The 12,093-nt window shown below is 47.6% G+C and carries 11 protein-coding genes; all 11 read right to left on the bottom strand.

Going from position 1 to position 12,093, the window contains the following annotated elements:
* Position 1 precedes the first annotated feature (1 nt).
* Positions 2-1,204: a bacillomycin D biosynthesis malonyl-CoA transacylase BamD gene (gene bamD / locus OTK50_RS00130; RefSeq protein WP_239033823.1), complete on the bottom strand. Its 1,203-nt coding sequence runs from the start codon at positions 1,202-1,204 to the stop codon at positions 2-4.
* Between the two features lie 558 nt (positions 1,205-1,762).
* The gene (locus OTK50_RS00125; RefSeq protein WP_239033822.1) at positions 1,763-2,548 is read right to left on the bottom strand and encodes a 3-hydroxybutyrate dehydrogenase; all 786 of its coding nucleotides are present in this window, start codon (positions 2,546-2,548) and stop codon (positions 1,763-1,765) included.
* A 12-nt stretch (positions 2,549-2,560) separates the two neighbouring features.
* Positions 2,561-3,223, bottom strand: coding sequence for a CoA transferase subunit B (locus OTK50_RS00120; RefSeq protein ID WP_007410136.1), 663 nt, complete (start codon positions 3,221-3,223; stop codon positions 2,561-2,563).
* Between the two features lie 17 nt (positions 3,224-3,240).
* Complete coding sequence (locus OTK50_RS00115) at positions 3,241-3,936, bottom strand: CoA transferase subunit A (protein WP_239034001.1); 696 nt, start codon at positions 3,934-3,936, stop codon at positions 3,241-3,243.
* Between the two features lie 30 nt (positions 3,937-3,966).
* Positions 3,967-5,412: a GntP family permease gene (locus tag OTK50_RS00110; RefSeq protein ID WP_029973831.1), complete on the bottom strand. Its 1,446-nt coding sequence runs from the start codon at positions 5,410-5,412 to the stop codon at positions 3,967-3,969.
* Positions 5,413-5,714: 302 nt separating this feature from the next.
* A complete protein-coding gene (locus OTK50_RS00105; RefSeq protein ID WP_239033821.1) occupies positions 5,715-6,911 on the bottom strand; it encodes a cytochrome P450 in 1,197 nt (398 codons plus the stop codon).
* A gap of 1 nt (position 6,912) precedes the next feature.
* Complete coding sequence (gene bioB / locus OTK50_RS00100; protein WP_003153914.1) at positions 6,913-7,932, bottom strand: biotin synthase BioB; 1,020 nt, start codon at positions 7,930-7,932, stop codon at positions 6,913-6,915.
* A gap of 2 nt (positions 7,933-7,934) precedes the next feature.
* Positions 7,935-8,636 carry a dethiobiotin synthase gene (gene bioD / locus OTK50_RS00095; protein WP_044802960.1) on the bottom strand — a complete coding sequence of 234 codons (702 nt, stop codon included), beginning with the start codon at positions 8,634-8,636 and terminating at the stop codon, positions 7,935-7,937.
* A complete protein-coding gene (gene bioF, locus OTK50_RS00090) occupies positions 8,633-9,793 on the bottom strand; it encodes an 8-amino-7-oxononanoate synthase (RefSeq protein WP_130570933.1) in 1,161 nt (386 codons plus the stop codon). The genes bioD and bioF overlap by 4 nt, the downstream gene beginning before the upstream one ends.
* The gene (gene bioA, locus OTK50_RS00085; protein ID WP_130570932.1) at positions 9,783-11,129 is read right to left on the bottom strand and encodes an adenosylmethionine--8-amino-7-oxononanoate transaminase; all 1,347 of its coding nucleotides are present in this window, start codon (positions 11,127-11,129) and stop codon (positions 9,783-9,785) included. Before bioA ends, bioF begins: the two co-directional genes overlap by 11 nt.
* Positions 11,129-11,896, bottom strand: a complete 768-nt coding sequence (locus tag OTK50_RS00080; RefSeq protein WP_130570931.1) for a 6-carboxyhexanoate--CoA ligase — start codon at positions 11,894-11,896, stop codon at positions 11,129-11,131. The genes bioA and OTK50_RS00080 overlap by 1 nt, the downstream gene beginning before the upstream one ends.
* Between the last annotated feature and the right edge of the window lie 197 nt (positions 11,897-12,093).

The following is a 12,093-nucleotide window of genomic DNA, read 5'->3' as shown; positions in this document are numbered from 1 at the left end:
TTTATTTTAAAATCCGCAATTCTTCCCAAGCCGGAAGCTGTTTAGCTTCACAAATTAATTTGCATAAATGGATCGAATGTTCGAGTTCTTGTTCTGAAAGCACGTCTTCATGCCTTTTCATTCTCTCTTTCAGCTCTTGGATTTGCGTAAATAATGGCGTCGTCATATTGGAATAAGCCGCTGAATCCTTGTTGTAATTTCGCGCAATGACGGATTGAATCATCAATTTATTCAGTTGTTTTTTGCGTAAATGGACAATATGTTTCTTTCTTTCCGCTGAATTGGAAAGCGGGGGAACATCAGATGTCTGTCCTAAGGGATAAGGTACAATGTGATTCGTTATTTTTCTCAGCAGACCGGCTAAGACATTGTTCGGACCCATTTCGATGACTTCTGTGACTCCATGTAAAAGCAAGTAATGCATCGATTCTGTCCATCTAACCGGCATCGTCATGTGCTGCTTGAGATGTTCGCTGATCGAATTTCCGCTGCTGTAAGGGCGCGCGGTGACATTTGAAATGATCGGCCACGCGGCATCCCGGAAGGAATACTGGTGTAATACAGTCTGGAATTGTTCGGAGGCTGATCGTATCATCGAACTGTGAAAAGGCGCACTGACATTCAAATAAGTGTATGCCGCACCCTTTTCCTCCGCCATCTTGATGACACGTTCCACAGCTTGCCGGTGGCCGGAAATCACATGCTGCTGTTCTGAATTCATGCAGGCTACTCCTGCCGGAAAGTCTTCCGTCGACACTTTCGAACATATTTCTTGCAAGGTTTGAAGAGAGAGGTGAGTCACGGCGGCCATCGCCCCCTGCTGCTGAGGATCCGCATTTTGCATAAGAATTCCCCGCTCCCTTACAAGTGTAACGGCATCCCGAAAAGAAAGGGCGCCGGCACAGACAAGCGCTGAATATTCGCCTAAGCTATGGCCTGCCAGGAAGCGTGGCTTCACCCCTATTTCCTGCATATACACTTGAAAAGCAATGACACTGACCGTTAAAATAGCGGGCTGCGCGTTCATTGTCTTTGTCAATTCATTCATATCTCCGTTAAAACACAGTTTTTTTACATCCAAGGAGATCGCATCGCTCGCTTCTTCAAACAATCTCTTTGCGAGCACAAAATCATTCCAAAATTGTTTGCCCATTCCTACAAATTGAGACCCTTGTCCAGGAAATAAAAAGGCAAGATTGTTCATGAGATTCCTCCGATCATATTGAACAAGGGATACAATATCCTACAAAATATCCCTTTATCTAACATCCTAGCATGATTATAACAAATGTGTATAGAATACTTTCGGAGGAGTTATTGTTCGTTTTCACAAACGAATTAGATATATTTATTCATAAAATAAAACATGGGGGTTTCACCGAAAATCAGTCTTAAAGAGAGATGATGAAAGCCGGCGTGGAGCCTGTTACCGGCTCTTCTTCACTTAGAACGCGCTCTTCATGTTTCATATGTTTTAGGGCTATTGGCATTATTGTGTCAGAAATTACATATTTTCTGTTTATTGTAAAAATTCATTTGTATATCTGTGAAGGATTGTAAACTGATTGCGCTTGATTATAAATGCGGCGCAAGAGATGGATCTGGATGGGGAAAATCCGCAAGGGCGAAATACGCCGCAGAACATGTGAATGACCCAGACTGGATACCGATTGACGCAGTAATCGGCCTATTGAGTGAACAAGGTTTTCAGGCATAAAAAAACAGCCGTTCAGAGCGGCTGTTTTTTAAAAAAGTATAAGAACTATTGAGCGGTATACCCGCCATCCATGACTACGGCCTGACCTGTGACCCCTTTTGCTTTGTCGCTGGCCAAAAATACGGCGTAATCAGCGATTTCCTTCACTGACAGCAGCCGTTTTTGGGGAACGAGCGGAAAGATGACGTCCTCAAGCACCCGCTCGTACGGTACATTCCTTGTTGCGGAAATGTCCTTTAACTGATTGCGGACAAGCTGAGTGTCCACATATCCCGGACAAAGCGCATTGACGGTAATGCCGTCAGCCGCGCCTTCAAGTGCGCCGACTTTCGTTAAACCGATGACGCCGTGCTTGGCGCTGTTATATGCCGCTTTCCCGTGAAAACCGATCAGTCCGTTGACAGACGCCATATTAATGATTCGACCGAATTGCTGTTTTTTCATAATGGGAAATGCATGCTTCATTGCGATAAATGGCGCAGTCAGCATGAGACGAATGAGCTGTTCAAACTGTTCGGTGGGAAATTCCTCGATGGGCGCGACATGCTGAATGCCCGCATTATTCACAAGGATATCGAGACGTCCGAATTGTTTCTCGACCGTCTGCAGCATGTCGGCCACTTGCTTTTCATTTGTTACATCGCATGTGATGCTGACTGCTTCACAGCCTTCATCTGTCAGTCTTGCCGCCGCTTCTTTCCCCGCTTGTTCGTTTACATCAGAGATGATGACGGCTGCTCCTTCACGGGCGAATTCTTTTGCGATTTCAAGCCCGATTCCTCCGGCTGCTCCTGTTACAACGGCTGTTTTTTCAATAAGCAATGAATGCATGACGGCGCCTCCTCATTTTGGTCTGACCCCGTTTTTTAACGACTGGCTGACAGTAAAATGACCTTCTGTTTTCTCAAAGACCTCCTCCATTGTTACACCTTCCTGCAGTTCGGTGAGCGTCATACGGCCATCATGAAAATCGAATACAGCCAAATCTGTGATCAGCCGATCGACCACCTGCCTGCCGGTTAAAGGCAGCGTACATTCCGTTCTCACTTTAGATTCCCCATATTTATTAACATGCTCCATAATGACAATAATCCGTTTTGCTCCGTGGACTAGGTCCATTGCGCCGCCCATTCCTTTGATCATTTTTCCTGGGATCATCCAGTTCGCCAAATCTCCCCGTTCGGAGACTTCCATCCCGCCGAGGATCGCTACATCAATGTGGCCGCCGCGAATCATGGCAAAGGATTCGGCACTGTCAAAATACGAGGCTCCCTTTACCTCGGTAATGGTTTCTTTTCCTGCATTGATCAGATCGGGGTCCTCCGTTCCTTCCGCCGGATAAGGCCCGATCCCGAGCAAGCCGTTTTCAGACTGAAGCAGGACGTTATAATCATTCGGTATCTCATTGGCTACAAGCGTCGGCATCCCTATCCCCAAGTTCACATTCATTCCGTCCTTAATTTCCTTTACAGCCCGTTTGATCATTCGTTTTCTGCTATCTCTCATTCTGTCAGCCTCCTTTATCATGCTTGCCGGACGGTGCGGCGTTCAATCCGTTTTTCATGAATCCCGCCGTGCAGCACGTGCTGCACAAAAATACCCGGCGTATGAATTTGATCCGGATCAAGCTCTCCGGCATCGACGATTTCTTCAGCCTCTGCAATCGTCACTTTGCCTGCCATTGCAGCGAGCGGATTGAAATTTCTTGCCGTCTTTCTGAACATCAGGTTGCCCAGAGGATCGGCTTTCCAGGCCTTTACGATGGCGGCGTTCCCTGTAATCCCTTTCTCCAGAAGGTAGGTGCGCCCGTCAAATGTCATATGTTCTTTTCCCTCTGCTACTGATGTTCCGACGCCCGCAGGTGTATAAAACGCCGGAATGCCCGCCCCTCCCGCGCGAATTCTTTCTGCGAGCGTTCCTTGGGGCACCAATTCGACTTCCAGCTCCCCGCTTAAAAACTGCCGTTCAAAGGTTTTGTTTTCTCCCACATAGGATGCGACCATTTTTTTGATCTGCCGGTTTGCAAGCAAGAGGCCTAAACCCCAATCATCAACACCGCAGTTATTACTGACAACGGTCAAATTTTTAACACCGCTGTCCCTGATCGCGAGAATTAATTGTTCCGGAATACCGCACAAGCCGAAGCCTCCTGCGATGAGGGTGTCTCCGTCCTTGATCAGTGCAGCAGCATCTTGATAAGAGTCCATCACTTTTCCTATTCCCATATTCGTTTCCCCTTTCTGTTTTGGCTACACAAGGCCCGTCAGACTGTAAATGGCGATGATGACAAACACAGCGGCTGTTTTAATGACGGTAATGGCAAAGATATCCCTGTAGGATTGGCGGTGGGTCAACCCGGTGACCGCGAGCAGCGTAATGACGGCGCCATTATGCGGAAGAGTGTCCATCCCGCCGGAGGCCATCGAAATCACCCGGTGCATGACCTCCGGCGGGATGTGGAATGTATTGATTGCTTCTGTATACGCTGCTGACATCGTGCTTAAAGCGATGCCCATTCCTCCTGATGCCGAGCCTGTAATCCCGGCAAGCGCAGTGGTCGTCACCGCTCCGTTGACGAGCGGATCAGTAAACGTCTGCGATATGCCGCTGCTGACCATTTTAAAGCCGGGAAGCGCCGCAATGATGCCGCCAAATCCGTATTCGGCTCCTGTATTCATCGACGCCAGCAAGGCGCCCCCGATGCCCTCATTCAGTCCTTCTTTCAAATTGAAGAGGACTTTTTTCCAATCGAACAAAATCGTTGTCATGATTCCGATGAATAGTGCGAGTTCTACTGACCAGATCGCAGTGACGGAGGAAAGGTCAATTTTCCCGAACGCTTCTAAGCCGAGCGGCGCAAAATCAAATCCGTCAGGGTACCAATGCGGGAGCCACATCGTGAAGCATTTGTTCATGACCCCCACAAGGATAAGCGGAACAAAGGCGAGCACTTGCCGCGCGGGGCTGGGTTCTGCCTCCTGCGGTAAAACAGGCGTATGTTTTTCATTAGCCAGACCCGAGGATTCCTCTGCAGCGGAAACTTCAGATTGAAATCCAGCATAGCCTTCTCCGGCATTGGCCGCTTTTTTGCGCCGGGATTCTAAATAAATCATTCCGGCCGTAAGCACAAATGCTGCACCAATCAGTCCGAGCCAGGGAGCGGCATAAATGTTTGTTTTAAAAAAAGCGGTCGGAATGACATTTTGGATTTGCGGTGTGCCGGGAAGCGCATCCATTGTAAATGTAAAGGCGCCCAATGCAATCGTACCGGGTATCAGACGCTTGGGAATATCAGCTTTCATAAATAGGTTTTTAGCAAACGGATAGATGGCAAACACCGCTACGAAGAGACTGACGCCGCTGTACGTTAAAATCGCACCCATTAAGACGATGGCGAGAATGGCTCTTTTTGCTCCCACAAGCTTGACGATTGTTTTTGCAATCGACTCAGCGAGCCCCGATATTTCAACAACCTTGCCAAAAACGGCCCCTAAAAGAAATACGGGAAAATACAGCTTAATAAATCCTACCATCTTCTCCATAAATATATTCGAGAAGAAAGGAAGTACGAAGCTTGGATCTGTCAGGAGCACGGCAAACAGCGCACAAATCGGGGCGAATAAAATGACTGAAAAGCCCCGGTAAGCCGCAAACATCAGCATGCCTAATGCCAATAAAATAATAACAATGTCCACAAATCCCCCTCTTTTCTGCTCAATATTAGTAAGCGCTTACAAAAATCGAGAAAATAAAGCAAAAACATGCCGGTTTTGCACAGTTTTTGAGGCTGGAAAAATGTGCATCATGGTGAATGTTCCGTTTTGGCGAAAGAAAAGGAGACCCTTGCTGCATTATATTGATTGGCTGAGCAGTGAGTTTTTTTAGGGATAGTGAGATGGATCAGAGAGGATTTTTGCTTTATAAATATGTATTCTTTTTTCTTTCATTTATTTCCTGCAAGAGGAACCGATAAAATCCGGCCCTCCTGCCTGGTTATTCAGCCAATGACAACCGGAAGCTCTTTGAGCGACCTAAAACCAATGAGCTTGCGGTATTCAAGGCGGTGTGCGGCCAGCCGAAGCTTAGGCATCCGCTCAAACAGTGTGAGAATTGCAATTTGTGCTTCGATGCGCGCTAATGAGGAGCCTATGCAAAAATGGGCGTTCTTTCCGAATGCAAGATGCGGATTCGGTTTTCTTTGGATATCCAATTTGTGAGGCTGATCGAATATGCTTGGATCGCGATTGGCTGCCCCTAAAAGGATATATACCTGCTCTCCTTTTTTTATGGTTTTCCCATTTATTTCGCAGTCTTCTGAGGCGGTGCGTGCCGTCAGCTGCGCGGGGCTGTCGTAGCGCAGACACTCCTCAACTGCAGTTTCAATAAGCGAGGGGTTTTCTCTCAGTGCGCTAAGCTGTTCATTGTGTTTCAATAAAGTAAACACACCGTTGCTCATGAGGTTTACCGTCGTCTCGTGTCCGGCTATGACAAGTAAGATACATGTCGCGAGCACTTCCTCTTTTGAAAGCTGTTCCTCCATAATAAACCTGCTGATCAAGTCTTGCTGAGGGTGAGCTTTCCGCTTGTGAATCAAATCTCTGAAATATGACGTGAGCCTGCCTGCGGTGTCGCTTGCTCTGACTAACGTCTTTCTTGATCGGGTAAGATCAATGGCCTGAATGACGTCTGCCGTCCATTGTCTGAATTGATATCTCTCCTCTTTCGGCACTCCGAGTATCTCCGCAATGATAAGGCTTGCCAATGGAAAGGCAAACTCTGAAACAAGGTCAGCGTTTTTTTTGATTTGGACTTGATCCAACAAGTCATGAACCGTTTCTTTTATACAGGGGCGAAGTGATTCCGCCGTCTTTGCGGTAAATTCTTTACCGATAAGCATCCGCATCCGTTTATGGTCTGATTGATTTTTAAATAACAGCATATCGTGCTGGATATGCGATAGATTTTGATATTTCGTTGAAGCTTCCGGAAGAGGAATGCGGTTTTTAAACCGGGTGTCTTTCAGAATCGCTGCCGCTTCTTTGTACCCGGTGACATACCAGCCCGGATATTTTAATACGGTTCCTTTATAAACAGGATCAATGGATCGCAGTTTGTCATAAAACGGGTAAGGGTCATTCCAAAAATCCGAATCCGCATGGAGAGACGGATGTGCAATCGATAGGCCTGCCGTCATCTTATACCTCCGTATTGCAGGCGGATTGCAGGCCGGCTTTCATTTCTTCAACGGATTCGACTTCAAAACCTAAATCATGGAGCATTTGATGATCCTCTGTTTCATGCTGCCCTGCTGTCGTTAAGTAATCTCCGACGAAAATCGAATTTGCGGCATAAAGTCCCAGCGGCTGCAGCGAACGAAGGTTGACTTCCCGGCCTCCTGAGATACGGATTTCTTTTGACGGATTGATAAAACGGAACAAGGCGAGCACTTTCAGGCAATACACCGGATGTAATTCGCTTACCCCTTCTAACGGGGTTCCGTCAATCGCATGCAGAAAATTAACCGGGATGCTGTCGGCGTCAAGCGCTTTTAAGCTGTTCGCCATATCAATGACGTCCTGTTTCGTCTCTTTCATGCCGACGATGACACCAGAACAAGGTGACATCCCCGATTGTTTCGCCGTTTCCACTGTATTGACCCTGTCGTCATACGTGTGGGAGGTCGTAATGTTTGAGTGATTCCTTTGTGATGTATTGATGTTATGATTGTACCGGTCTACTCCTGCCTGTTTCAGCCGCTCTGCCTGTTCCGGCTTCAGCAGACCGAGGCATGCGCAGATTTTTAAACCGTACGTTTCTTTAATTTCTTTGACAGCATCAACAACTTGATCTACTTCTCTGTTTGACGGTCCCCGCCCGCTGGCGACGATACAGTATGTCCCTATATTCAGGTCGTGGGCGCGTTTTGCCCCCTTTAGCAATATATGCTTATCCACCATCCGATAAGACTCGATCGGCGCTTTTGATATTGAAGATTGTGAACAGTACCCGCAATTTTCCGGACACAGGCCTGATTTTGCATTCATAATCATATTCAGCTTTACTTTTTTTCCGTAAAATCGTTTTCTGATATGAAAAGCGGCATGCATCAGCAATAAAAGATCCTCATCAGGACAATTTAAAATGGCAAGCGCTTCTTGATTCGTTACTTCCGCCCCGTCCAGCACTCTCTCTGCAAGATCCATCCATTGATTCATGTTTATCTCCCCATTTGTGTCAGATTCATGAAAGAGGTAACATCTATATGTTTCTCAATCATGTGTTGAATGTTTTCCGGTGAAACGTGATCCAGCTTCGGTGTGATTCCCAAAATCGGAACTTTGCATAATGTTTCAATCATACTCGGGTTTGTCTTTTCGTCCAGCCCCGGGTTGCTCTTTACGCCGTTGATAATAATGCCGAGAACCTCTATCCCCATGTTTTTCGCATATTCAACGGTTAAATATGTGTGGTTGATGGTTCCGAGATCAGGCCTGGTGACAATCACTGCCGGCAATTCCATGGCTTTTATCAGATCACTGACTAAATAATTTTCACCAAGCGGGACGGAAATGCCGCCTGCCCCCTCGACGATGAAACACTCATGACGATTTTTGATCTTACTCCAGTGGGCCATGACATCCGCCATGCTCACGGATTTCCCCTCAAGCATGGCGGCCGTGTATGGCGCAAGCGGCTCTTTCCATTCAAATGGCGTAATTTCTTCATGAGACAGTGCGGTTTGTGACATGTCTTTCAAGAGCGAGGTGTCACTTTCCGGATGAGTCCGCGGCACACCGCTTAAAAACGGCTTAAACACTCCGATATCCGCCTGTTTCTGCCGGAATGCCGCAGCAAGTCCGCAAGAAACGATGGTTTTTCCGACGCCGGTATCTGTTCCTGTAACAAAAAAACTTCTCATTTGTTTATATTCAGCTCTTTTCTGATGGAATCAAATGCTTCTGTCAGCTCGTCTATGTCCTGTAAGCTGCGATCCGCCGTAACGGTCAGCCTGATTCTGCTTTCGCCTTCCGGAACGGCGGGCGGGCGGATGGCCGGGGCGCAGATTCCCTTTTTCTCCAGCAGCGCAGCAGCTGAAACCGCTGTTTTTGCATCACCGATGATAACGGGGATAATCGGTGTATCTCCGCCTCTTACGGTAAAGCCCATATCGGCCAGACGCGTTTTTATCGTTTTGACAGACGATTGCAGCTCACGGCGCGTATCGTGCATATCTGATATGATGTCAAATGCCGTATGTGAAGCCGCACAAATTGACGGCGGGAGGGCCGTCTGAAAAATAAACGTCCGCGCCTGATTCAGCAAAAAATCAATGAAAATTTTTGATCCCGCGGCAAAACCGCCTTCCGTTCCTACAGCTTTGCTTAATGTGCCGATGACAACATCAGGACAAACACCGAAATAGTCACTGGTTCCCCCGCCGTTTTCCCCGAGTACACCGGTCGCATGCGCGTCATCTGCTATCACAAATGCCTGGTACTGCTTTGCAAGCGCCATTATGCGGTCAAGAGGCGCGATGGTGCCGTCCATGCTGAAGACGCCGTCTGTGACGATAAAGCGGCGGTTCCGAGCCTGGACGGAGGCAAGTTTTTTCTCAAGATCAGCCATATCAATATGGCGGTACACGATGGTTTCCGCTTTTGATAAACGGCAGCCGTCAACAATGCTCGCATGGTTCAGTTGATCGCTTAAAATGACATCGCCTTTTTGAGGCAGTGAGGCAAGCACGCCGATATTCGCCAAGTAACCGCTTGAAAACAATAAAGCCGCTTCCGTCTGTTTAAAGTCCGCGATTGTTTGTTCAAGTTTTTCGTGCCACACAGTATTTCCTGTCGTTAACCGTGAGCCGCCGCTTCCCGCTCCGAACCGGCTCAGCGCCGTTTGCGCGGCTGTGATCAGCCGCTCATCTTTTGACAGGCCTAAATAGTCATTGGACGCCCAGGTCTGCCGCTTTTGCCCTTTGGTTTTGAGAGCGGTTTCCTGTGTTCGCAGCGTCCGATACAGCCCGTCTCTTTTCACCGCAGCGAGCCTTCCGAGGAGCCATCCGTCAAAATCCACGGCAGGTCACCTCGGCTATCGCTTCTTTCATAATGGAGATCATGGCTTGTAACTGATCGGTTGTGCTGGCAAGCGGCGGCAGAAAGGCGATGACGTCTCCGAGCGGCCGTGTCAGCATACCAAGCTCTCTCATTTTCAAGGACACCTTGTATCCCATCCGCTTTTCAGGCGGATAAGGCTGTTTTGTCCCCTTATCCTGCACAAGCTCTATGCCGCACATGAAACCGAGCTGGCGGACATCGCCGACATGGGGAAGCTGCTTCAGATCATGAAGAAATTTCGCTGCCGTTTTTGATTTTTCGGCGACTTGTTCAACGATGCGCTCTGATTCGAATAAACGCAGATTTTCAATTGCCGCGGCACAGCCAAGCTGATTTCCTGTATAGGAATGGCCGTGGAAAAATGTTTTCATTTTGTCGTAGTCATCGTAGAAGGCTTCATAAATGGCTTCTGTGGCAAACGTCACAGCGATCGGCAAATAGCCTCCCGTAATGCCTTTCCCTGCCGCCATCAAGTCCGGCTGGACATTTTCATGCTCACAGGCAAACATTTTTCCGGTGCGGCCGAACCCCGTCGCCACTTCGTCAACGATCATTAACACATCATATGCCGTACACAGCTTTCGTACGCCTGCCAGAAAGCCTTCAGGCATGACGATCATCCCGGATGCGCCTTGCACCATCGATTCGATCGTAAGTGCGGCAATCTCTTCGTGGTGCTTTGCAAGCAGCTGTTCGAGCGCGTGAAGGCATTTATCCCGGCACTGTACGGGGTCGCCGCTTTCAGATCTGTATACATACGGAATCGGAGCTTTGTAGCTTTCAAACATCAGCGGGCCGTACACATGGTGGAAGAGTTCAATGGAGCCGACGCTGACAGCTCCGATCGTATCGCCGTGATAGCCGTTCTGCATAGAAATAAATGTCTGTTTCTCGGGTCTCCCTATGTTTTTCCAGTATTGAAAGGCCATTTTCAGAGCGATTTCCATTGCTTCCGCTCCGCTGTCGGAGTAAAAAACGCGTGTCAGCTTTTCCGGTGCGATGCCTGTCAGCATCTCGGCAAGTTCTGTTGCGGGAACGTTCGTCATACCCAGCAAGGTTGAATGAGCGATTTTTTCAAGCTGTTTTTGAATCGCTTCATCCATTTCTTTTTTTCGGTGGCCGTGTACATTGAGCCATACTGAAGAAAAGCCGTCATAATATTCTTTGCCGCTGATGTCTTTCAGCATGATCCCGTTTCCGCTTTCAATGATTAACGGATCTTCATCGTAATCTTTCATTTGTGTGAAAGGCAGCCAAAGATGCTTTTTGCTTTTTTCAATCATTGATTGTTTCATCATTTCTCCTCCCGCTGAATGAATACAGGCTGCTTCTCTAAAAAATGGATACAGCTCTCCGTATCTATGGAGCCATCTGTAAAGAAAATCCGGCAGCCTCTTTCATCTCCGGCATTTTTCATCTTGGCAATCCGCTGATATCCCAGCTTCTTTGCGGCAACGTAGCCTGTTATGTAATCAGGGTCATCCGACCAGCACAATTCAGCAATAATCTCCGGATATGCGCAAACTTTTGCCGCGATGGCATGTGCTTCTTTTATTCGTGAATTTTCCGGCATGTTGTGCGTAAAAGCCCATTTTTGAAAATCATGTGACGGCCAATCCACTCGGGATACCCGCACACCTCTATTTCCTCTGCCGTCAATGCGTTCTCCTGCCCGGATATCAAACAGAACCGCTCCTCTTGCTTCTGCATATTCCGCAATGTTTTCATACGCTTTCTCTAGCATGTGCGGGGGAATACCCGCCTTTTGCAGAAGCTTGCGGGCGATTGCTTGTCCTTTTTCCGGCGTGTCTGTTTGATGGAAAGCAACCGGCAAAGGGCGGATCGTTTCGATCGGTTCATTAACGCTTTCAAGCTGAATCTGCATAAAATCAGGTATCCCTCTTGAGTGTGAGAAGCCTTTATGTAATAAGCCATCTACCGCTTCCTGTAAACCGCTGTAAGTGATGAGCCGTTCTCCGCCGGAAATGTGTTTTCCGCCCTGCTCATGGGGGGCGTTTCGGGAAGCTCTCATTCTGACGCTGTAATAGGTTTCTTCCCGCATATATTCCCCTCCTTTCTCTTACTTTGAAAATTAATGTTAACCAAAATAATTAAAAGTTAACACTTATACAGAATATTAGTGTCCCTCACGGAATATGTCAACCTAAACTATCAAACTGTTAACTTAATGAGTTTTGCAAAGCCTCATTACGTTTTCATGTTTTGTTCATATTTTAGTAATTGTTTATTCAACACTGT

The sequence above is a fragment of the Bacillus sp. NEAU-CP5 genome, assembly GCF_026420705.1.
In the GTDB taxonomy this organism is placed as follows: Bacteria; Bacillota; Bacilli; order Bacillales; family Bacillaceae; genus Bacillus; species Bacillus velezensis.
This window is presented reverse-complemented; position numbering and strand designations above follow the sequence as displayed.

Bases quoted from the DNA above. Each gene is read 5' to 3' on its own strand.
- bamD (WP_239033823.1), bottom strand. From the start codon at position 1,204: ATGAACAATCTTGCCTTTTTATTTCCTGGACAAGGGTCTCAATTTGTA.
- OTK50_RS00125 (WP_239033822.1), bottom strand. From the start codon at position 2,548: ATGCATTCATTGCTTATTGAAAAAACAGCCGTTGTAACAGGAGCAGCC.
- OTK50_RS00120 (WP_007410136.1), bottom strand. From the start codon at position 3,223: ATGAGAGATAGCAGAAAACGAATGATCAAACGGGCTGTAAAGGAAATT.
- OTK50_RS00105 (WP_239033821.1), bottom strand. From the start codon at position 6,911: ATGACGGCAGGCCTATCGATTGCACATCCGTCTCTCCATGCGGATTCG.
- bioB (WP_003153914.1), bottom strand. From the start codon at position 7,932: ATGAATCAATGGATGGATCTTGCAGAGAGAGTGCTGGACGGGGCGGAA.
- bioD (WP_044802960.1), bottom strand. From the start codon at position 8,636: ATGAGAAGTTTTTTTGTTACAGGAACAGATACCGGCGTCGGAAAAACC.
- bioA (WP_130570932.1), bottom strand. From the start codon at position 11,129: ATGAAACAATCAATGATTGAAAAAAGCAAAAAGCATCTTTGGCTGCCT.
- OTK50_RS00080 (WP_130570931.1), bottom strand. From the start codon at position 11,896: ATGCGGGAAGAAACCTATTACAGCGTCAGAATGAGAGCTTCCCGAAAC.